The sequence below is a fragment of the Terrabacter aeriphilus genome, from assembly GCF_039542985.1.
Classification (GTDB): domain Bacteria; phylum Actinomycetota; class Actinomycetes; order Actinomycetales; family Dermatophilaceae; genus Terrabacter; species Terrabacter aeriphilus.
The window spans coordinates 123,410-144,233 of the sequence record NZ_BAABIW010000018.1 but is presented as its reverse complement, the minus strand read 5'-3'; the positions used below and the strand labels follow the sequence as shown (position 1 = coordinate 144,233).

The 20,824-nt window shown below is 73.7% G+C and carries 20 protein-coding genes and 1 tRNA gene; 11 read left to right on the top strand and 10 right to left on the bottom strand.

Annotation, left to right across the window (positions count from 1 at the left end; genetic code table 11):
* Nucleotides 1–22: 22 nt before the first annotated feature.
* Nucleotides 23–988, bottom strand: coding sequence for a DMT family transporter (locus tag ABD979_RS14555; RefSeq protein WP_345508206.1), 966 nt, complete (start codon nucleotides 986–988; stop codon nucleotides 23–25).
* The gene (locus ABD979_RS14550) at nucleotides 985–1,596 is read right to left on the bottom strand and encodes a TetR/AcrR family transcriptional regulator (protein ID WP_345508205.1); all 612 of its coding nucleotides are present in this window, start codon (nucleotides 1,594–1,596) and stop codon (nucleotides 985–987) included. Before ABD979_RS14550 ends, ABD979_RS14555 begins: the two co-directional genes overlap by 4 nt.
* Before the next feature lie 503 nt (nucleotides 1,597–2,099).
* Between ABD979_RS14550 and ABD979_RS14545 the strand changes: the two genes are divergently transcribed.
* Genes ABD979_RS14545 through ABD979_RS14535 form a run of 3 tightly spaced genes read left to right on the top strand, consistent with a single transcriptional unit; the run spans nucleotide 2,100 to nucleotide 4,998 of the window.
* Nucleotides 2,100–3,689 (top strand): replication initiator, encoded by a 1,590-nt coding sequence (locus ABD979_RS14545; protein ID WP_345508204.1) that lies wholly within the window; start codon nucleotides 2,100–2,102, stop codon nucleotides 3,687–3,689.
* Nucleotides 3,689–3,862, top strand: a complete 174-nt coding sequence (locus tag ABD979_RS14540; protein WP_256795834.1) for a helix-turn-helix transcriptional regulator — start codon at nucleotides 3,689–3,691, stop codon at nucleotides 3,860–3,862. The genes ABD979_RS14545 and ABD979_RS14540 overlap by 1 nt, the downstream gene beginning before the upstream one ends.
* Nucleotides 3,859–4,998, top strand: coding sequence for a tyrosine-type recombinase/integrase (locus ABD979_RS14535; protein ID WP_345508203.1), 1,140 nt, complete (start codon nucleotides 3,859–3,861; stop codon nucleotides 4,996–4,998). Before ABD979_RS14540 ends, ABD979_RS14535 begins: the two co-directional genes overlap by 4 nt.
* A gap of 14 nt (nucleotides 4,999–5,012) precedes the next feature.
* On the opposite strand, the gene ABD979_RS14530 is transcribed toward ABD979_RS14535, so the two are convergent.
* A tRNA-Thr gene (locus ABD979_RS14530) sits at nucleotides 5,013–5,089 on the bottom strand.
* A gap of 238 nt (nucleotides 5,090–5,327) precedes the next feature.
* On the opposite strand from ABD979_RS14530, the gene ABD979_RS14525 reads away from it, so the two are divergent.
* A complete protein-coding gene (locus ABD979_RS14525) occupies nucleotides 5,328–6,254 on the top strand; it encodes an NADP-dependent oxidoreductase (protein WP_345508346.1) in 927 nt (308 codons plus the stop codon).
* 18 nt (nucleotides 6,255–6,272) lie between these two features.
* On the opposite strand, the gene ABD979_RS14520 is transcribed toward ABD979_RS14525, so the two are convergent.
* The 7 genes from ABD979_RS14520 to ABD979_RS14490 form a co-directional block, all read right to left on the bottom strand.
* Nucleotides 6,273–8,045: an alpha/beta hydrolase gene (locus ABD979_RS14520; RefSeq protein ID WP_345508202.1), complete on the bottom strand. Its 1,773-nt coding sequence runs from the start codon at nucleotides 8,043–8,045 to the stop codon at nucleotides 6,273–6,275.
* On the bottom strand, nucleotides 7,976–9,721 hold the full coding sequence (locus tag ABD979_RS14515; protein WP_345508201.1) for an alpha/beta hydrolase: 1,746 nt from the start codon (nucleotides 9,719–9,721) through the stop codon (nucleotides 7,976–7,978). The genes ABD979_RS14520 and ABD979_RS14515 overlap by 70 nt, the downstream gene beginning before the upstream one ends.
* The gene (locus tag ABD979_RS14510) at nucleotides 9,715–11,298 is read right to left on the bottom strand and encodes an alpha/beta hydrolase (protein WP_345508200.1); all 1,584 of its coding nucleotides are present in this window, start codon (nucleotides 11,296–11,298) and stop codon (nucleotides 9,715–9,717) included. The genes ABD979_RS14515 and ABD979_RS14510 overlap by 7 nt, the downstream gene beginning before the upstream one ends.
* Nucleotides 11,299–11,392: 94 nt before the next feature.
* A complete protein-coding gene (locus ABD979_RS14505) occupies nucleotides 11,393–12,553 on the bottom strand; it encodes a DNA polymerase III subunit delta' (RefSeq protein WP_345508199.1) in 1,161 nt (386 codons plus the stop codon).
* Nucleotides 12,550–13,206, bottom strand: coding sequence for a dTMP kinase (gene tmk / locus ABD979_RS14500; protein ID WP_345508198.1), 657 nt, complete (start codon nucleotides 13,204–13,206; stop codon nucleotides 12,550–12,552). Before tmk ends, ABD979_RS14505 begins: the two co-directional genes overlap by 4 nt.
* 25 nt (nucleotides 13,207–13,231) lie before the next feature.
* Nucleotides 13,232–14,269, bottom strand: coding sequence for an aspartate-semialdehyde dehydrogenase (locus tag ABD979_RS14495; RefSeq protein ID WP_345508197.1), 1,038 nt, complete (start codon nucleotides 14,267–14,269; stop codon nucleotides 13,232–13,234).
* A gap of 85 nt (nucleotides 14,270–14,354) precedes the next feature.
* Entirely contained in the window at nucleotides 14,355–15,143 is a 789-nt protein-coding gene (locus ABD979_RS14490) for a MerR family transcriptional regulator (RefSeq protein WP_345508196.1), read from the bottom strand.
* A gap of 69 nt (nucleotides 15,144–15,212) precedes the next feature.
* On the opposite strand from ABD979_RS14490, the gene ddaH reads away from it, so the two are divergent.
* The 7 genes from ddaH to ABD979_RS14455 all read left to right on the top strand — a co-directional run bounded on the left by ddaH (nucleotide 15,213) and on the right by ABD979_RS14455 (nucleotide 20,803).
* Entirely contained in the window at nucleotides 15,213–15,983 is a 771-nt protein-coding gene (gene ddaH, locus ABD979_RS14485) for a dimethylargininase (protein WP_345508195.1), read from the top strand.
* Between the two features lie 91 nt (nucleotides 15,984–16,074).
* Nucleotides 16,075–16,890, top strand: a complete 816-nt coding sequence (locus ABD979_RS14480) for a TspO/MBR family protein (protein ID WP_345508194.1) — start codon at nucleotides 16,075–16,077, stop codon at nucleotides 16,888–16,890.
* 146 nt (nucleotides 16,891–17,036) lie between these two features.
* Entirely contained in the window at nucleotides 17,037–17,708 is a 672-nt protein-coding gene (locus ABD979_RS14475) for a fasciclin domain-containing protein (protein WP_345508193.1), read from the top strand.
* 142 nt (nucleotides 17,709–17,850) lie between these two features.
* Nucleotides 17,851–18,672 (top strand): DUF4397 domain-containing protein, encoded by an 822-nt coding sequence (locus ABD979_RS14470; protein WP_345508192.1) that lies wholly within the window; start codon nucleotides 17,851–17,853, stop codon nucleotides 18,670–18,672.
* A 45-nt stretch (nucleotides 18,673–18,717) separates the two neighbouring features.
* The gene (locus tag ABD979_RS14465) at nucleotides 18,718–19,470 is read left to right on the top strand and encodes a class F sortase (RefSeq protein ID WP_345508191.1); all 753 of its coding nucleotides are present in this window, start codon (nucleotides 18,718–18,720) and stop codon (nucleotides 19,468–19,470) included.
* A gap of 24 nt (nucleotides 19,471–19,494) precedes the next feature.
* Nucleotides 19,495–20,067 (top strand): RNA polymerase sigma factor, encoded by a 573-nt coding sequence (locus ABD979_RS14460; RefSeq protein ID WP_345508190.1) that lies wholly within the window; start codon nucleotides 19,495–19,497, stop codon nucleotides 20,065–20,067.
* Nucleotides 20,048–20,803 (top strand): anti-sigma factor, encoded by a 756-nt coding sequence (locus ABD979_RS14455; protein ID WP_345508189.1) that lies wholly within the window; start codon nucleotides 20,048–20,050, stop codon nucleotides 20,801–20,803. The genes ABD979_RS14460 and ABD979_RS14455 overlap by 20 nt, the downstream gene beginning before the upstream one ends.
* Nucleotides 20,804–20,824 lie beyond the last annotated feature (21 nt).

Sequence of the window (20,824 nt, the reverse complement as noted above, 5' to 3'; positions counted from 1 at the left end):
GCGGCAGAAGCGGATGGGTGGATCAGGCGCGTTCGAGGGGTTCGCGCATGATCGTGCCGCGCCGCACGGGTCGCGAGGCAGCGGACGTCGGGCGAGGCGCGAGGGTGGTGGCCGCCAGGCTGGCGAAGAGCAGGACCAGCCCCGCGGTCGCGACCCCGGTGAGCTGCTCGTGCAGAACGAGCATGGCGATGACGGCCGCGGCCGCCGGCTCGGCCAGGGACAGCGTGGTGGCGGTGCTTGCGCTCACGCTGGCTAGGCCGCGGCCGAAGAGGACGTAGCCGAGGAACATCGGGATGAGGGCGAGGTAGGCGACGACGGCCAGGTTCACGCGTGTGGCCACGATGGTCGAGCCGGTGAGCACCAGCACCGGCATCAGCAGGACGGCGCCGAGGCCGAAGATGGCGCCCATCGAGGCGCGGCTGGGGATGCCGGTCCGGATGACACGGGCGGCGCCCCAGGAGTAGAGGGCGTAGGTGGCTCCGCCGAGCAGGCCCAGGCCGATGCCGGCGACGTGGCCCCACCCGCCAGTCGTGGCAGTGCCCGTTCCTGACGGGTCCGAGTGTGCGAGGGCCAGGGCGGTGACGCCCAGGACGCCGAGACCAGTTCCGAGGGCCCACCTGCGGGAGAGCCGGGTGCCGTCCATGGCTCGTTCGATGAGCGCGGCGGCAGGTGGGGCGGAGCCGATGGTGACGACCGTGCCGACGGCGACGCCCGTGAGGCGCATCGAGGAGTAGAAGGCGAGGGGGAAGACCGCCACGGCGACAGCGGAGACCGCCACCGTTGGCCACTGCATGCGCAACGCGCCCCGGTAGCGACGGACCTGGGGAGCGGCGGCCGCCGCCTGGAGCAGTCCGCCGAGACCCATGGCGGCCGCGCCCACCGCGAGCCCGGAGACGCCGGGCGCGAACGCAGCGGCGGTGCCGGTCGTGCCCCACAGCAGCGCCGCGAGTAACACTGCGGCCGTGCCCAGGCCGGTCCCCGACCTCATGCGGAGGCCTGCGATGTGTCGGCCGCGTTAGCGGCTTGGTCCACGAGCTGCAGCGCGAGGATCTTGGCGCGCACCAGCAGGTCGGAACGTCCCTCCAGGCCGGCTCGGGACATGGCGCCCTCAAGCGCGAAGGACAGCTGCAGAGCCAGGTTCTCGACCTGGTTGGCGGTTAGGCCGGCGACATTCGCGAGGTGCCCCGCGAGCAGCTGCTGCACCTGCTCCTTGTGCTGGCGGACCTGCTCCCGACCGGGGGCACCGCTCGGCAGCTCCGCCGCAGCGTTGAGCAGCCCACACCCTCGGAAGCCGTGCACGTAGGCGGCGTTGGCGTGGTCGGCGTAGGCGTCGAAGACCGCTGCCACCCCGGCCCGACCCGTGCCGTCGCTGGCGGCCAGCCTCGCCTCGTAGAGCCCGAGCCACTCCGCGTGACGCTCCTGCAAGTAGGCCAGCACGAGTTCATCCTTGGACGCGAAGTTGTTGTACAGGCTCATCTTCGCCACGCCGGCGGTCGCGGTGATCGTGTCGATGCCCGTCGCGGCGACACCTTGCGCGTAGAAGCACTCCGCTGCCGCGGACAGCAACCGCTGTCGGGCCGAACCGGGCTTGCTCATAGGGTGTCCGTCCTCTCACTAGGTAGATCAGTCTACCTAGTGAGGAAGCGAGGGCGGAACACTGTCTCGCAGCGGTTCAGCCGCCCACATCGCCAAGGTCGAAACGCACTGTCATCGGCATGTGGGTGAAACTTCGACCGCGCGACACTCGGCGTGTTTCTTCGTCTCCCGGCACCCCGGCCGTGGACTCTGGTGGTGCGGACATACACACACAAAAAGACCTGAACTGACAAAACTGCGGGCTTGATGCCCTGGGGGTCGGCTCCCCACCCCGGCCAGAGGCCATACACACGAATAGCCGTCACACACCAAACACATTTCTTGGTCCGCCATCTTCCTCGTGACCTTTGACGTGGCCGGCGTGTGAGCAACCCGCGGCGCCGGCATCTCCTTCTCGGACAACGCTTTCAGTGGCCGCCCTTTCGGACCGGGTGTGTCGTGCAGCGCGGGTTGCTCTACCTGCACGACACACCCACCCCGGAACAGGGAAGGGGGTCGCCGTCATGACCCGGGAAACACGAGACCGCGTCTGGGACGCCCTGCCGCTGCACCCCGGTGAGCATCCCGCCGCGGACGGTCACCCACTCGACCTGGGCCACCTCGACGCCACCACCGAGGCGCAGGTGCTCGCCCGGCTGCTGTCGCGGGACTTCGACGCCTGGTCCGAAGCCGCTTCCCGGGTTGGGCACTGCGCCAGACCGATTCGGCTGCATGGGTCGTCCCAGACGGTCGACGCAATGACCGGCGAGGTGCTCTCGTCCTTCTCCTCGGCAGACAGCCCGCTCGGGGTCCTGCACGTCCGCTGCGGGAACCGCCGCGCCTCCGACTGCCCCTCCTGCTCCCGCGTCTACGCCGCCGACACCTTCCACCTGATCCGCGCCGGTGTCGTCGGCGGCAAAGGCGTCCCCGAGCAGGTGCGGGAGAACCCGCTCGTGTTCGCGACGCTGACCGCGCCGTCCTTCGGGCCGGTGCACGGCACGCGCAACGGGCGCCGCTGCCGCCCCTACCAAGCCAAGGGCGAAGCAGACTGGTGTGTGCACGGCCGGCCCGCGAGGTGCCACGCCACCCACACCGACGGCGACCCGCTGCTCGGGCAGCCGCTGTGCGGCGACTGCTACGACTACGAGAGCCACCTCGTGTGGCAGTGGTGGGCCCCTGAGCTGTGGCGCCGGTTCACCATCGCCCTGCGCCGCGCCCTGGCCCGGATGCTCGGGATCAGCCCGCACCGGCTCGCGCAGGTCGCGACCGTGCAGTTCGCCAAGGTCGCCGAGTACCAGCTGCGCGGCCTCGTCCATTTCCACGCCCTCGTCCGCGTCGACGGCAAGACCACCGGCAACGATGCGAGCGGCGACACGCACGTGCCGGCCCCGGCCGGGATCACCGCCGCCCTGCTGTCGTCCGCGATCGAGACCGCAGCAGCGTCGGTGTGGTTCGACGCCCCGCCCCTGCTCGGCGGCGACCTGGTCCGCCGGCTGCGGTTCGGCGCCCAGGTCGACGCCCGGCCGGTCCGCGACGCCCACCGCACCGACGACCCCGACAGGCAGCTCGAGGCCGAGCAGGTCGCCGGCTACCTCGCGAAGTACGCGACGAAGTCCGCCACCGACTCGACCGACACCACGAGTCCGCACCTGCACCGTCTCCGCGCCACCATCGCCCAGACCGTCGCCGGGCAGCACGCCGAGGCCGTTGCCACCGACCAGGCGATGGCGGAGCACCCGTACGCGCTGCTCGGCAAGTGGGCCCACATGCTCGGCTTCCGCGGCCACTTCTCCTCCAAGTCCCGCCGCTACAGCGTCACCCTCGGCCGGCTGCGCCGCGCCCGCGTCCGCTTCCAGCGCCGCCTCGCCGCGGCCACCCGTGAGGGACGCGCCCTCGAAGCTCGCGACCTCGAGGACCTCCTCGACGACGAGGACACCGAGACCACTCTCGTCGTCGGCCAGTGGACCTACGCCGGATCCGGCTGGGACACCGACGGCGACGCTGAACTCGCCAAAGCAGCCGCCGCCCGCGCCCGCGAGTACGCCCAGGAACGAGCGAGAGCCGAACACGAGAGACCGCACCGCGAGGAGATTGGAGTTGAGAGATGGAACTGATGACCATCGACGAGGTCGCCGAACGGTTGCGCGTCCCCGTCCTGACCATCCGCTGGTTGCGACAGGAGGGCCGGTTCGCACCCGCGATCAAGGTGGGGCGCCGTCTCGTCTGGGACGTCAAGGACGTCGACGCCTGGCTCGAGGCGCAACGCGAAGGGACACCGGCGGCGTGAGCATTCAGCGACTGGTCCGTGGCGATCGCGTCCGCTACAGGGCGCGCGTGAAGTCCCATGGCCGTGAAGTGGCGACGCGAGTCTTCGATCGCAAGTCTGATGCGGTCGCGTGGGAGCAGGAGCAGGCCCGCCGGCTGCGCTCAGGCGAGTGGTTCGACCCGCGTCGGGGAAGGGTGCCGCTCGCGTCGCTCTTCCCTGACTGGGTCGCCTCGCGCCGGAGCCTCAAGAGGAAGACGCAGGAGGCGGATCTATCGGCGTGGGCGAACCATGTGGCCCCCAAGTTCGGCCACCTGCCGATCGCCTCGATCACCGAGGCCCAGGTCTCGGCGTGGGCAGGTGGGCTCGTAGCGGCCGGTCTGTCCGGATCGACGGCCAGCCGATACCTGTCCACGCTGCGCTCGATGCTGGCGTTCGCGGTCGCTGACGGTCGCGTGTCCAGGAACGTCGCGGCCTTGGTCAAACCGCCCAAGGCAGGGCGCGCCCGTCGCGAGGGCCAGTTCCTCTCATTGGAGGAGCTCGAGGCGCTGGCCCTCGCATGCAACGGCCCGTATGCCGACGTCGTCAGGGTCCTCGGCCTGTGCGGACTGAGGTGGGGCGAGCTGGCCGGCCTCCAGGTCGGGGACCGCGTGAAGGTGCCGGGCGAGGGCCTGCGCCTGCAGCGAACCGTTCTCGCCAGCAGCTCCAAGGGCGGCCTCTACGTCGACACCTTGAAGGGTCGCCGCTCGCGCACTGTGGCGCTGCCGGCTGCAGTGGTGCCGATCCTCGACCTCTGGTCGGCCGGCAAGCCGCCCTCGGCATGGATGTTCAGCGCACCTGGCGGCGGGCCGCTCTCGGAGTCCAACTGGAAACGCTCGGTCGGGTGGCCTGAGGCCTGCGCCGCCATCGGCCGGCCGACCCTGCGGGCTCACGACCTACGGCATACGGCGGCGTCCATCTGGCTGGGTGCGGGCGCCGACCCGAAGGTCGTCCAGCGCATCCTGGGGCACGCCTCGGCGGCCATGACGATGGACCTCTACGGCCACCTGATCGACCGCAACCTGTGGGAAGCGGCGCAGAAAGTCGGGGGCACCACGGGGGCATCTGACCCCGCTAGGGGCAAGGAGAAGGCCCCCAACTCTGACGAGAAGGGGGCCTGACCTGTGGTGATGCGTGGAGCCGCTTGTCGGAATCGAACCGACGACCTATTCATTACGAGTGAATCGCTCTGGCCGACTGAGCTAAAGCGGCTGGTCGTGCTCGGCGCGACAGGCGCGACCGGACACGGAGGTTGAGTATACGCACGACCCGGACCCGGACAAAAATCGCGCCCGAGACCGTCGCGGCGCCCCTCCCGCCGCCCGCCGCCCCTCGCTTCTCACCGCCCTGCCCCACGTCCGGGAATGCCGCGCCACCCGCCCGGCCTTGACCCGAGTGACGGCCGCGGACGACGGCGGCCCCGAACCCCGGAGGACACCCGATGAGCACGATGCGCGCCATGACCTACGACACCTACGGCGGCCCCGAGGTGCTCGCCCTGACCGAGCAGCCGCGCCCCAAGGTCGGCCCCGGCGAGGCTCTCGTGCGCGTGCGGTCGGCCTCGGTCAACCCGGTCGACTGGAAGCTCATGTCGGGCGGGCTCGACGCGGTCATGGACGTCCGCTTCCCCGTCGTGCCCGGCTGGGACGTGGCCGGCGTCGTCGAGGAGGTCGGCTTCGACACCCCGGAGTTCGCCCCCGGTGACGAGGTGCTCGCCTACGCCCGCAAGGACTACGTGCACGGCGGCACCTTCGCCGAGCTTGTCACCGTGCCGGTGCGCGCCCTCGCCGCCAAGCCGGCGTCGATGAGCTGGGACGAGGCCGCCGGGCTGCCGCTCGCCGGCCTCACGGCGCTGCGCCTGCTCACCCGCCTCGAGGTCGGCCCGGAGGACACCGTGCTCGTGCACGCGGCGGCGGGCGGCGTCGGTTCGCTCGCCGTGCAGATCGCCCGTGCCCTCGGCGCCCGCGTCATCGGCACCGCCTCGGAGCGCAACCACGACCGGCTGCGTGAGCTCGGGGCCGAGCCGGTGGCCTACGGCGACGGGGTGGTCGAGCGCGTGCGCGCCCTCGCCCCCGACGGCGTCGACGCCGTGGCGGACTTCGTCGGCGACGTGCTCGACGTGACGACCGCGGTGCTCGCCGAGGGTGGGCGCCACGCGTCCATCGCCGACGGGTCGGTCACCGAGGCCGGCGGCCACTACATCTGGGTGCGCCCCGACGCTGCGGAGCTCTCGCGCCTCACCGAGCTCGTCGAGCGCGGCGAGCTGACGGTTCCGGTCGCGCGCACCTTCCCCCTCGAGGAGCTCGCCGACGCCTTCCGGCTCAGCCAGGAGGGTCACGCGGCCGGCAAGATCACCGTGCAGGTCTCGACCGACTGACCCGGGCGCGGGCCGGGGTCAGGAGCCGCAGACGTAGTCGTCCTCGGGTGCCTCGCTGCGCGCGAGGTAGCCGTCGACGACCGCGTCGGCGCACGCGTTGCCGTTGTCGTAGGCGCCGTGCCCCTCCGCCTCGACCGTGACGAAGCGGCTGCGCACGATCGAGGCGGCCATCGCCTCGGTGTCCTCGATCGGGGTGGTGCGGTCGTGCGCGTTGCCGATGACGAGCACCGGCGTGGCGACGTCGGCGCCGACGAGCAGGGTGTGGCGCCGCACGCCCTGCCACCCGGTGCACGGGTCGGTGGTCGGCGGCTCGACGTGGGCCCACAACGGGTGGTTGGCGAGCACGTCGGCGCTGGGCACGGCCGCGTCCCACGCGGTCGACGGCCAGTCGGAGCAGCGGACGAGCAGCTGGGCCCGCCCGAACGTGGCGGCGGGGTAGCTGCCGTCGTCGTCGCGCTCGGCCTCGGCCATGGCGAACCACGCGAGCCCCTCGCCGTCGTCCTCCTCGAGCGCGGCCGCGAGGGCCGCGGTGAGGTCGGGCCACGCGTCGGGGTCGCCCAGGCCGAAGCCGATGGCGGTGCTCGCCCAGCCCTCGGTGAGCTGCGGGAGGGAGTCGAGGCCGGTCGGCAGCGGCGAGCGGTCGAGCCGGTCGAGCAGCCCGACGATCCGGCGCGAGGCCTCCGCCGTGTCGGGGCCCAGCGGGCAGCCGGCGCCACCGGCGTCGTCGGCCTCGTCGACGCAGGCGCTGACGAAGTCGTCGAAGACGTCGTCGAACTCGTACGCCCAGCCGCGGGCCGAGGCGTCGACCTCCTGCTGCGTCGGCGTGCCCGGGTCGAGCCCGTCGGTGCGCACGGCGGAGTCGAGCACCAGGTGCCCCACCCGCCCGGGGAAGAAGTCGGCGTAGAGCGCGCCGATCATCGTGCCGTAGCTGACGCCGTAGTAGTTGAGCCGGTCGTCGCCCACGGCGGAGCGGAGGACGTCGAGGTCGCGGGCCACGAACTCGCTGCCCATCCGGCCGGCGAGGGCGCCGCCGCGTTCGAGGCAGCGCCGGGCCCGCACCGCCGGGGCGCGGGCGGCGGCCGCCCGTTCCGCGGCCGTGTCGGGCGTGGGGTCGGCCCCGAACACCTCGTCGAGGTCGGCGTCGGTGAGGCAGTCGACGGGGTCGGACTCACCGAGGCCGCGCGGGTCGAAGCCAACGACGTCGTAGCGCTCGAGCACGGCGTCGCCGAAGACGTCGGGCGCCGCCTCGGCGAAGTCGATGCCGGAGCCGCCCGGGCCGCCCGGGTTGAGGAAGAGCGAGCCGATGCGGGGCGCCGGCCCGGCGGCCGGGAGGCGCCGCAGCGCGATCCGGGTCGTGGCGCCGTCCGGGTGGGCGTAGTCGACGGGCACCGTGACGGTTCCGCAGTCGAAGCCGCCGTCGTCCTCGCAGGGGTTCCAGCGCACGCGCTTGCCGTAGAAGGCCGCGAGCGGCTCCGGCTCCGGGTCGACCGACCCGGTGAACGCGAACGGCGTCAGGTCGCCGCCCGGGCGCTCCGCCGGCTGCTGGGCGCCCGCGGCACCGGCGGCGGCACCGGCGGCGGCCCCGGAGCCCGTGGACCCGGGAGTCCCGGCAGCCCCGGCAGTCCCCGGAGTCCCGGGCGAGGACGCCGACGTCGGGGCGACCGCGAGCGCCAGCAGGCCGGCGAGGAGGGCAGCGGAGACGAGGGGTGCGCGCAGCCGGCTCAGCAGGTCGTGCCGTCGGCCGGCGCCGTTCCCCTGAGCAGATAGCCGTCCACGGCGGAGTCCACGCACGAGTTGCCAGCGTAGTAGGTGCCGTGTCCGTCGTGGTCGGAAGTGAGAAGAATGCCCGAGTCGAGGTCCTTCGCGAGCTGCTTCGTGCCGCCGATGGGCGTCGCGGGGTCGCGTTCGTTGCCGATGACGAGGATCGGGGCGGCGCCGACGGCGAGCGTCGAGCCCTTGGGCGTGCGCCCGGCCGTCGGCCAGGTGCGGCAGTTGTCGTAGAGCTCCCCCGTCATGCGGGCCCACAGCGGGTGCTCGCGCTTGGCCTTCGCCTGGGCCGCGGCGAGCGCCGGGTCGGTCGCCGAGCGCGGCCAGTCGGCGCACCGCACCGGGATCATCGCCTGCAGGTAGGTGGTCGGTGCGTAGGCGCCCGACTCGTCACGCTCGACGACCGACATCCCCTTCTCGAGGAGGATGTCGCCCCGGCCCGCGAACGCCTGCTTGAGGCCCTGGTTGAGGGTCGGCCACGACGTGTCGGAGTAGAGGCACATGAAGATGGAGAAGCCGACCCAGCCCTCACCGATGCGGGTCAGGCCCGGCGTGGTCGTCGTCAGCCCGTCGCGCTCGACGGCGTCGAGCAGGTCGACGATCTTCTGCCGCGCACCCGCCTTGTCGCTGCCGAGGGCGCAGTCGGAGCGCGGCACGCACCAGTCGATGAAGGCGTCGATCGAGGACTCGAAGCCCTGGATGTCGTAGGACATCTCCTGCTCGTCGGTCTGGTTCGGCGACATCGCGGAGTCGAGCACCATGCGCCCGACCTTCGTCGGGAAGGTGTCGGCGTAGATCGCCCCGAGGAAGGTGCCGTAGGAGCCGCCGAAGAAGTTGAGCTTCTCGTCGCCCAGCAGCACCCGCATGACGTCCATGTCGCGGGCCACCTCGGTCGTGCTGAGGTGGCGGGCCCGGTCGCCCCCGCGGGTCGCGCAGCGTGCGGTGATGGCGTCGGCCTCGGCGAGCAGCGTCGAGCGCTCGGCCGCCGAGTCGGGCGTCGGGTCCGAGCTGAAGAGCCGGTCCATGTCGTCGTCCGTCAGGCACCGCACGGGCGAGGAGGCGCCGATGCCGCGCGGGTCGAAGCCCACGACGTCGTATGCCGCCCGCACCGCCGGCGAGAAGACGAACGACGCGTACTGGGCGTACTCCACCCCCGAGCCGCCGGGGCCGCCGGGGTTGATGACGAGCGAGCCGAGGCGCTTCCCCGGCTCGGTGGCCGGCGCCTTGCGCAGGGCCAGCGTGAAGCGGTCGCCCGTGGGCTTGGCGTAGTCGACGGGCACCTCCATCGTCGCGCACCGGTGCTTGGCGTTGTCGGAGCACGGCGACCAGTCGAGGCGCTGGGTGTAGAAGCCGACGAGCCCGGCCGGCACGCCGCCGGGGGCGGTGGGTGCGGGCACGGGTGTCGACGGCATCGGGCCGGCCGGGCTGCTGCTGCGCGTCGCGGACGGCAGCGCCGTGGAGCGGGCGGCCGGCTCGGCGCCGCCGCCCTTCCAGACGGCGAGCGCCACGGCCACGACGACCACGACCGCGACACCAGCCGCGACGAGCAGCCGGGGCGAGCGGCCGGGACCACCGGTGCCGGGCCCCGACGACCCACCCGGGCCGGCACCCGAGGGAGCCTGCGGGTAGTCGGGCGGGAGGGCGGCATACGCGCTCGGTGCCTCCGGGAGGTCGTCGGGGCGCGGGGTGTCGTTCAGCATCGCAGTCCGTCCCGGGGCACGCGCCCCTGCACGTAGTAGGCGTCGATGGCGCTGTCGACGCACGAGTTGCTCCGGCCGTAGGCCGTGTGGCCGTCCCCGTCGAAGGTCACGAGGGCGGCGTCGTCGAGCTGGTCGCGCAGCCGCACCGACCACTCGTAGATCGTCGCGGGGTCACGGGTCGTGCCCACGACGACGATCGGGTTGCTGCCCGCGGCGGTGACGCGGTGCGGCCCGTCGCCGCCGGTGACCGGCCAGACGCCGCAGGGCAGCGCGCCCCAGGCGAGGGTCGCGCCCCACGTCGGCGCCTTGGCCGAGAAGTCCTTCGCGTAGCGCGCGTAGGCCGAGAGGTCCGGGCTGTCGGGCCGGTCGAGGCAGTTGACGGCGAAGATCGCCTCCATGAGGTTGCCGTCGTAGCCACCGCCGGGCCGACGATGGGCATAGCTGTCGGCGAGCTGCATGAGGCTGGCGCCGTTACCGGCCTCGGCCTCGCGGATCGCGTCGGTGAGGAAGCCCCACATGCCCTGGTCGTAGAGCGCGATGGCGACGCCGAGGCGCGCCCACGCCTCGGTCAGGTTCGGCACGGAGGGGTCGCCGGTCGGCAGGGGCTGACGGTCGATCGCGGTGAAGAGGGCGTCGAGGCCGCGCCGCGCCGCGTCGACCGAGTCGCCGAGCGGGCAGTCACCGGTCACGCAGTCCTGCAGGTAGGCCGTCGTCGCGATCTCGAACCCGCGCGCCTGGCCCTCGCCGAGCTCGGCGCTGGTGATGTCGGGCGGCAGCACCCCGTCGAGCACGACGCGGCCGACGCGCTTGGGGAAGAGGTCGGCGTAGGTGGCCCCGAGGAAGGTGCCGTAGGACTTGCCGAGGTAGTTCAGCTGGGAGTCCCCGAGCGCCGCGCGCAGGACGTCGAGGTCGCGCGCCGCGTCGGCCGTCGAGAGGTGGCGGATGAGCTTCGGGGCGTGCGCGGCGCAGCCGTCGGCCATCGCCTCGGCCTGCGTCAGCAACGCCTGCTCCTCCGCGGCGTCGTCGGGGGTGGAGTCGGTCCCGAGGAAACGGTCGAGCGCCGCGTCGCCGAGGCAGTCGATCGGGTCCGAGGCGGCCACGCCACGCGGGTCGAACCCCACGAGGTCGTAGTAGCGGCGCACCTCGGGGCCGCCGATGCTGTCGGCCCCCGCGCGGACGTACGCGTTGCCGGAGGCACCCGGGCCGCCGGGGTTGACGAGGAGCGAGCCGAGCCGGTGCTCCTGGTCGCGGGCCGGCACCCGCACGACCTTGATGGTGAGGTCGTCGGCGGGGTCGGGCTTCGCGTGGTCGAGCGGCACCGTGAGGTCGGCGCACTGGACTCCACCGCAGGCCGTCCAGTCCAGCGTCTGGCTGTAGTAGCGGGCGAGGGCGGCCGTCGGCGCCGCGGTGGCCGCGGGCACGTCGGTGCCGGCCGCGGGCGGGGTGGGCGGCTCGCTCGTCGTGCACGCCCCGAGGGCGACCACCGCACCGAGCAGCACCGCGAGCGCCGCTGCCGCCGGGCGGCGGCGGGCGCGCGGCCGGTCGGGCGCGTCGGTCGCGTCGAGCCGTGTCGTCATGGCGCACACCGTAACCCGGCCACCCGTGAGTCGCCGGGTCGCGGCCGGTCGTGGGGCGCCGACCGACGACCGGGCCCGACGCGGCCCCGTACGGCTAGACCCCGAGGTCGCGCGGGACGCGCAGCTGCAGGGCCATCGCCTCGAGGGCGAGCAGTGGCGAGACGTTGGCGTTGATGCGGTCGCGGGCCTCGGCGATCGCGTCCATGGCCGCGAGCAGCTGCTCGGGCCCGAAGACGCCCGCGAGCGCACGCACCTTGTCGACGGCGTCGGGGTTGACGAGGTCGACGTCGGAGCGCAGCCGCAGCACGAGCGCGTCGCGGTAGACCGAGGTGAGGTCGATGAGCGCCCGGTCGACGACGTCGCGCGCGGCCCGGGTGGCCCGGGTCTTCTGCTCCCGCTCGAGGGCGGCCACCTGCGAGCGGATGTGGGGCGGCTGGGTGCGCGCGGTGGGGTCGGCGCCGAGCGTCTCGAGCAGCCGGGAGCGCTCGGCGGCGTCGCGCTCGGCGGTCGCCGAGGTCGACTCCTCGTCGGCGATCTGGGCGAGGTCGGCCGCGGCGCCGATCGCGTCGCCGACACCGCTGATCCTCGTCGCCATGGCGATGACGTCGCGGCGCCGGATGCGGGCCTGCTCGTCGCGGGCCAGCCGGCGCGCGAGACCGATGTGCGACTGCGCGGCGCGGGCGGCATACAGGGCCATGGCGGGGTCGACGCCGTCGCGGCGGGTCAGCAGGTCGGCGACGGCCGCGGCGGGCGGCGTGCGCAGGCGCACGTGCCGCGAGCGGGAGCGGATGGTGACGATGACGTCCTCGAGGCTCGGCGCGCAGAGCATCCAGACGGTGCGGGGGGTGGGCTCCTCGAGCGCCTTGAGGAGGGCGTCGGCGGGGGCGTCGGTGTAGGCCGTGAGCCGGTCGGCGTCCTCGATGATGATGATCCGCCACCGCCCGACGGACGGGCGCAGCGCCGCCTCCTGCACGAGCGCGCGCGCCTCGGCCACCTTGATCGACAGGCCCTCGGTGGCCACCACCGTGACGTCGGCGTGGCTGCCGTCGAGCGCGGTGCGGCACTCGCGGCACGTCCCGCAGCCGCCCTCGGGGCACTGCAGGGCCGCCGCGAAGGCTCGCGCAGCCGTCGACCGCCCCGAGCCGGGCGGGCCGGTGAAGAGCCAGGCGTGCGTCATCGCCGACTCGTCGCGCGCGGCCCGCGAGAGCGTCGCGATCGTCGGCTCCTGGCCGACGAGGTCGTCCCAGACGCTCATCGCCGGTCCTGCGCGCGGGCCACGCCGTCGACCACGGCGGCGTGGAGGTGCTCCACGGACAGGGTCGCGTCGAGCACGAGGTAGCGCTCGGGGTCGCGCGCGGCCAGCTCGAGGTAGCCGCGGCGCACCGCGGCGTGGAAGTCGTCGGCCTCGGACTCGAGCCGGTCGTGCACGTCGCCGCGGCGCCGGCGGCCGGCCTCGGGCGACACGTCGAGCACGATTGTGAGGTCGGGCAGCAGGCCGCCGACGGCCCAGTGCTGCAGGGCGGTGATCTCGTCGCGGCCGAGCTCGCGCCCCGTGCCCTGGTAGGTGATGGCGCTGTCCACGTAGCGGTCGGTGACGACGACCTGCCCGCGCTCGAGGGCCGGGCGGATGAGCTCGTCGACGTGGTGCGCCTTGTCGGCGGCGAAGAGCAGCGCCTCGGCCCGGGCCGACACGTGGTCGCCGTGCAGCACGAGCTCGCGGATGCGCGCGCCGAGCGGGGTGCCACCCGGTTGGCGCGTCACGACGACGCTGCTGCCGCGGCTCTCGAGGGCCTCGGCGAGGAGGCGCACCTGGGTGGACTTGCCCGCGCCGTCACCACCCTCGAAGCACACGAAGAGTCCGGGCGCCGTCTCCTGCCGGTGGGTCGCGGCCGCGAGGTTCTCCGTCACGCCCCGACCCTATGCGACCCCACCGTCACGACCGACGGGCGAGGAGCTCCTCGGCGATCTGCACGGCGTTGAGCGCCGCGCCCTTGCGCAGGTTGTCGCCGACGACGAAGAGCACGAGCCCCTTGCCGGCGGGCGCGGCCTGGTCGGCGCGCACCCGCCCGACGAGGACCTCGTCGCGGCCGGCGGCCTCGAGCGGGTTGGGCACGTCGGTGACGATGACGCCCGGGGTGTTCCCCAGCAGGTCGAGCGCCTCCTCCGGCGAGATGTCCTCGGCGAACTCGGCGTGGATGGCGAGGCTGTGCCCGGTGAAGACGGGCACGCGCACGCACGTGCCCGACACGCGCAGGTCGGGGGCGTGCAGGATCTTGCGCGACTCGTTGCGCAGCTTCTGCTCCTCGTCGGTCTCGAGCGAGCCGTCGTCGACGACCGACCCCGCGAGGGGCACGACGTTGAAGGCGACCGGCACGGCATACAGCCGGGCCTCGGGGACGGCCACCGCGCGCCCGTCGAGCGCGAGCCCGGTGGGGTCGCCCGCGGCATACGCTCCCTTGAGCTGGCGGTCGAGCTCCTGGACGCCTGCCCCGCCGGAGCCGCTCACGGCCTGGTAGCTGCTGACGTGCAGACGCACCAGCCCGGCGCGGTCGTGCAGCGGCTTGAGCGCCGGCATCGCGGCCATCGTCGTGCAGTTCGGGTTGGCGACGATGCCCTTGGGGATGTCGTCGAGGTCGGCGGCGTTGACCTCCGAGACGACGAGCGGCACCTCGGGGTCCTTGCGCCACGCGCTCGAGTTGTCGATGACGGTCGCGCCCGCGGCGGCGACCTTCGGCGCCAGCTCACGGCTGGCCGCGCCGCCGTTGGAGAAGAGCGCGATGTCGATGCCGGAGAAGTCGGCGGTGGCGGAGTCCTCGACGACGACGTCCTCACCCTTGAAGGGCAGCGTCGTGCCGGCCGAGCGCGCGGACGCGAAGAAGCGCACCTGCGTGACCGGGAAGTCGCGCTCCTCGAGAAGGGCGCGCATGACCCCGCCGACCTGACCCGTGGCACCGAAGACTCCGACTCGCATGGCGACAAGGGTACGGCGGGGGAGATCGCCCTCCCCCGCCGCGTTCACCTGTCGGTCAGGCGCGCCCGTGCTCGACGACCCGTGCTCAGCCGGCGGCCGCGTGGCGGTCGGCGTTGGCGTGGATCGCGTCGTGGACGTATGCCGCGAGCCCGGGCGCGAGGTCCTCGTACGTCTTCGTGAACCGCGGGTCGGCGACGTACATGTCGGCGAGTCCCCGGTGGAAGGCGTGGTCGAGGGCGTAGAAGCGGCCGTCGATGTGCCGGCGGTGCGCCTCGGCGGCGTCCATGGCCGCCTCGCCCGCGGCCGGCTCCCCCGCGGTCAGGGCCGCGACGAAGGCCGCGTTGACCTCGTCGGCCTCCTGCTTCACCTGCTGCCAGTCGGCCTTCGTGTAGCGCTGGGTGCGGGCCTGCGACTGCTTCCACGCGTCCGTCTCGCCCCAGCGCTCCTGCGCCTCCTGCTGGTACTCGTCCTTGAAGCCGTCGCCGAAGAGCTCCTTGAGGTCCTCGGTCGTGGCGGGCTGGTCGTTCATCTCTCTCTCCAGTGCTCGGTCGATGGCCGTGACGAGCTCGCGCAGCTCGCCCAGCCGGGTCATGACCGTCGCGCGTTGACGGCGCAGGTGGTCGGCCGCGTCCTCGCCGCCGCCGAGCAGGGTCGCGATCTGATCGAGCGGCATCTCGAGCCGCCGGTAGACCACGACCTGCTGGAGGCGGGCGAGGTCCCGGTCCGTGTAGAGCCGGTAGCCGGCCCGCGAGCGCTCGCTGGGCACGACCAGGCCGATCTCGTCGTAGTGGTGCAGCGTGCGCACCGTGACGCCGACGAGCTCGGCGACCTGCCCCACCGTCCAGGTGGTCATCTCCTGCGTCCTTCCGGTCATGGCTCGAGCCTCGCGCCTCACGTCACGTCAGGGTCAAGTGTGGCCCCGAGCCGCACCTAGAGTGGGCGCGTGCACCGCCGCCTCGCGCTCGTCCGCCGCCCCTCCCCCCGGCTGGCGGAGGGCATCGTGACGCACCTCGAGCGCTCGCCCGACGTCGACGCCGACCTCGCCCGGCGGCAGTGGCAGGAGTACGTCGACGTGCTGCGCCGGCGCGGCTGGCAGGTCCTCGAGGCAGCCGCCGTCGACGACTGCCCGGACGGCGTGTTCGTCGAGGACGACGTCGTGGTGCACGGCGACGTCGCCGTGCTCTGCCGCTCGGGCGCCGTCTCGCGGCGGCCCGAGGTGGTCGGCCTGCGCGGCGTGCTCGAGCCGCTCGGCTACCGCGTCGTGGAGATGACCGAGCCGGCGACCCTCGACGGCGGCGACGTGCTCAAGCACGGGCACCACGTGTGGGTCGGGGTGGGCGGTCGCACCAATGCCGCCGGCGTCGAGGCGCTGCGCCGCGCCCTCGCCGGCCACCGCGTCGAGGTCGTGCCGGTGCCGGTGAGCCGCGTGCTGCACCTCAAGTCGGCCGTGACGGCGCTGCCCGACGGCACCGTCGTCGGCTACCCGCCGCTCGTCGACGACACGTCGGTGTGGAGCGCGTTCCTCCCCGTACCGGAGGAGCCCGGGTCGCACGTCGTTCTCCTCGGCGGCCAGTCGGTGCTGCTGTCGGCCGCCGCCCCCCGCACGGCGCAGCTGCTGTCGGCGCGAGGGCTCGACGTGACCACCGTCGACATCTCCGAGTTCGAGAAGCTCGAGGGATGCGTCACGTGCCTCTCGGTCCGGCTGCGCGGTTGATCGGGTAGGACCAGATCGACCGGATCGCTCAGCAGGTGAGCAACCCTCCGAGCGACCCGGCCGTCCCGTCCCCCGCTCCGAGGTGATCGACATGACCGCAGCCACGCCCACCGCCCACGCCACGCTGACGACGACCGACCAGGCCCGGCGGGTCGTCGTCGTGGCCGCCGAGATCTTCTGCGTCGTCGGCACGCTCTTCGGGATCGGGGTGCTCGGCACCCGGGTCGAGGAGGCCGCGGGCGGCGCGCTCGCCGCCACCGCCACCCTCATCGCGCCCGCCGGCCCGGCGTTCTCCATCTGGAGCGTCATCTACCTCGGGCTCCTCGCGTATGCCGTGTGGCAGGCCTTGCCCGCCAACGCCGTTCGTGAGCGGGTGCGGCGCACGGGGTGGCTGGCCGCCGCGTCGATGGTGCTCAACGCCGCCTGGCTGCTCGTGACGCAGCAGGGCTGGATCTGGGCGAGCGTCGTCGTCATCGTCGCCCTGGCGCTGACCCTCGGCGTGCTGCTGCGCCGCCTCACGGCCCAGCCGGCGTCGTCGACCGTCGAGCGCGTCGTCGTCGACGCGACGTTCGGCCTCTACCTCGGCTGGGTCGCCGTCGCGACGTGCGCGAACGTCACTGCGGCGCTGGTGGATTCGGGCGTCGACCTCGGCTCGGTCGGCAACCAGGTGGCTGCCGTCGTCGTCGTCGCCGTGGCCGCCGTGCTCGGGGTCGTCTTCGCGCAGCAGCTCGGCGGCCGGTGGACGGTGGCCGCTGCGATGGCGTGGGGCCTCGCCTGGATCGCCGTGGGCCGCCTCGGTGACGAGCCCCGCTCGGTCGCCACCGGCCTCGCCGCCGTCGTGGCCGTCGTGGTCGTGCTCGCCGCTGCCGCCCGGTGGCGGGGCCGCGCGGCGCTCCGGGCCGCCTGACGCGAGACCCGACGGGACCACCGGATCGGCCCACGGGAGCAGGCGGCTGGAAAAAAGTTCGCTCCGGGTGCATCCGGAGGGGCCACGTCCTCGGAAGTAGGGAGCAGACGGCACCGACGCCGTCGCCCCCGAAGAGAGGACAGACCGTGCAGAAGCGTCATCTCGTCCCCGTGGTCGCCGCCCTGGCGAGCGCGCTCGCCGTGCCTGCCGCCGTGGCGGCACCGACCGCCGCCGCCCCGGCCTCGGCCGCATCGTCGGCCCTGCCCTCGGGCACCCGGAGCCTCGCGGCGGTCCTGACCGCCGACGGCAACCGGTTCGACCGCAACTGGTACGACTACGACATCGTCACCGAGGCGGTGCTGGCGGTGCTCAAGGCCAAGCCGAACAGCCCCGTCGGCGTGCTGACCCGGGGCGACGAGCCGGTCACGGCGTTCATCCCCAACGACCGCGCCTTCCAGGTTCTCGCGGCCGACCTCACCCACCGCTGGTACGGCAAGGAGTCGCAGGTCTTCTCGGCCCTCGTCGGTGCCGTCGGGGTCGACGCCATCGAGTCGGTGCTGCTCTACCACGTCGTCCCGGGGGCGCCCATCTCGTCGCGGACCGCGCTGCGCTCCGACGGCGCCCGGCTGACGACCGCCCTGCCCGGCGCGACGATCAAGGTCGACGTGCTGTCCCGGTGGCTGAAGCTCGTCCGGCTCGTCGACCAGGACCGCAACGACCTCGACCCGCTGCTCAACCCCCGCGCGCTCGACATCAACCGGGGCAACCGGCAGGTCGCCCACGGCATCGTGCTCGTCCTGCGCCCGCTCGACCTCTGACCCGGCCGGGCACGGCCCTCGTGCCGGTGCCACCGGTGCCACCGGAGACACGAGTGACACCCGCGCCGACCGGCGCACCCACGACCCCCGCTCCCCCTCCACAGCAGTCCCACCCGAGCACTCACCCTCGAAAGGACCTCCCATGAAGACCATCCGCATCGCTGCCGCCGTCTCCCTCGCCCTGGCCCCCGCCGCGTTCCTGGCGGCACCCGCCCACGCCGCCGACGCGACCGTCTCGATCCTGCACGGCGTGCCGGGCGCGACCGTCGACGTCTACGCGAACGGCAAGGCGCTGCTCACGAACTTCAAGCCGGGCACCCTGACCGACCCGCTGATGCTCCCCGAGGGCACCTACGACCTCAAGGTCACGGCGGCCGGCGCGGGCGCCGGCGGCAAGGCCGTCATCGAGGCCAACGACGTGCAGGTGCCCGGCGGCGCCAACGTCACGGTCGTCGCCCACCTCTCGGCGGACGGCAAGCCGGTGCTGACGCCGTTCGTCAACGACACCTCGAAGGTGCCGGCCGGCAAGGCGCGCCTCACCGTCCGGCACACGGCCGCCGCCCCGGCCGTCGACGTCCGCGCCAACGGGGCCGTCGCGCTCAAGGGCCTGACGAACCCCAACGAGGCCAAGGCCGTCGTCGACGCCGGCACGATCAAGGCCGACGTCGTGCTCGCCGGCACGTCCGACGTCGCGATCGGCCCGGCCGACCTCACGCTCAAGGAGGGCACCAACACCATCGTGTACGCGTGGGGCAGCGCCGCCGACAAGAACCTGGAGCTCGCGATGCAGACGATCTCGGGCATGCACTCGGCCCCCGGCGGCGTGCCCGCCGGCGCCGGTGGGCAGGCGGCGGAAGCGCGGTCCGACTCGGCCGCGGCCCGCTCCGCGCTCGTCGTCGGCGCGGCGGCCGCCGCCGGTGGCCTCGTGCTCGTCGCCCGTCGGCGGGGCGCGGGCGCGCGCTGACCCGGCCGCGACGCCTCTCAGGACCGACCACCAGGACCGATCACCATGACCGACCCGTCCGACCACGACTCCCCGGCCCCGGGGAGCACCGGGTCGTCCGCCCGCAGGAGGGTGGCCGCCGCGGTGGCTGCCGCCCTCCTCGCGGGGGCGGGCACGGCCTGGCTGACGCGTCCGAACGACCCGGTCCCCACCACGACGCAGCCGGTCCGGACGTCGACCGACGCCGTGACTCCCGACGGCGTGACTCCCGGCACGGCGGTCTCTGGTTCAGCGGTGCGGTCTCCGGCCGATCGGGCCGCGGCCCGGCGGTCGGCGACGGCGCGGTCGGCCGCCCCCGCGCCGGCCGCCACCGTGCCGTCCCCCGACCGGCTGCGCATCGGGCGCCTCGGCGTCGACATGCGCATCGTGCCGGTCGGGGTGTCCGGTGACGGCGAGATGGCGCTGCCGTCCACCCCCGCGCTCGCCGGCTGGTACGCCTACGGTCCGCGCCCCGGTGAGCGCTCGGGCGCGACGGTGCTCGCTGCCCACCTCGACATGCCGGGCTACGGCATCGGGCCGATCGCGGGCATCGGGTCGCTGCGGCGCGGCGACGTGCTCTCCGTGCGGTCGGGGCCGACCGTCCGGAGCTACACGGTGACCTCCGTCGAGAGCACCCGCAAGACGGCCCTCGACCTCGACGCGCTCTTCGCCCGCGACGGGCCGGCCCGGCTCCACGTCGTCACGTGCGGGGGCGACTTCGACCGTGAGGCCCGACGCTACGACGAGAACGTCGTCGTCACCGCCGAGCCCACGGCGTGAGGGCGGCGCAGCTAGGGTGGGGCCGTGCACGTGCACGACGACCCTGACGTCGAGTCCGCCGAGCTCGCCGCCCGTCTCGCCGGTGGTGACCGTGACGCGCTCGCGGAGATGTACCGCCGGTGGTCCACGCTCGTGCACACCATCGCGCTGCGGTCCCTCGGCGACCCGCACGACGCCGAGGACGTGGTGCAGCAGGTCTTCGTCGCGGCGTGGCAGGGCCGGGCCTCCCTCCGGCCCGAGCGGGGGTCGCCCGTGGCCTGGCTCGTGGGGATCACGAAGCACCGCGTGGCCGACGCGCAGGCGGGCCGCTACCGCACCCGGCGCAACCTGCAGGCCGTGGCCTCGGAGGCGGCCACGGAGGCGAACGTCGACGACGGCGACTGGGCCGAGCGACTGCTCCTCGTGCACGAGCTCGAGCGGATGGGCGATCCACGAGCCGCTGTGCTCCGAATGGCTTTCATCGAGGACCGCACGCACGACGACATCGCCCGCACCCTCGAGCTGCCGCTCGGCACGGTCAAGAGCCACGTGCGGCGGGGACTGATCGAGCTGAGGAACCGACTCCAGGAGGTGGAACGTGTCGCATCCGAGCGATGACGAGCTCGTCGACCTCGCGATCGGCGAGCCCGTGGGCGAGCTTCAGCGTGCGCACGTCGCGGGCTGCGACCGCTGCACCGCAGCGCTCGACCAGCTGCGCCGGGCCGGAGTCCTCACGGGCTGGTCGACCGAGCCGGTCGACTGGCAGCCACCGCGCCCCGAGGTGTGGGAGCGCATCGCGGCGGAGCTGGACGCCCCCATGACGCCCGCACCCCCAGTCGAGCCCACCCCGACCCCAGCGCCGACCACCGTCCACCCCCTGCCTGTTCACCCCGGGGCGGGCGCCCGCCGCCGGCGCCGCTTCCGGCGGCGCGCCGTCGCCCTGGCCGGCGTTCTCGTCGCGGCGAGCCTCGCCGTCGGCCTCCTCACGGGCCGCGCGATCTGGGGCGGCGACGACGGAGGACGCGTGAGCCAGGTCGCGCTGTCGACGCTCGACACGGCCCGACCGGAGGGCGAGGCCACCGTGCTGCGCGCCCGGAACGGGCTCGACCTGCGCGTCGTGACCGACCGGCGGCTCGACGCCGGTGACGGCTACCTCGAGGTGTGGCTCCTCAACGCCGACGGCAAGCGCATGGTGTCCGTGGGCGTGCTGGGGCAGGGAGAGTCGGGGACCTTCCCGATCTCGCAGGCGCTCATCGACCAGGGCTACGTCGTCGTCGACATCTCACGAGAGCACTACGACGACAAGCCGGCCCACTCCGGTGACAGCCTGCTGCGCGGCCGGCTGCCCGCCTGAGACCTGCTCCGGCGACAGCCG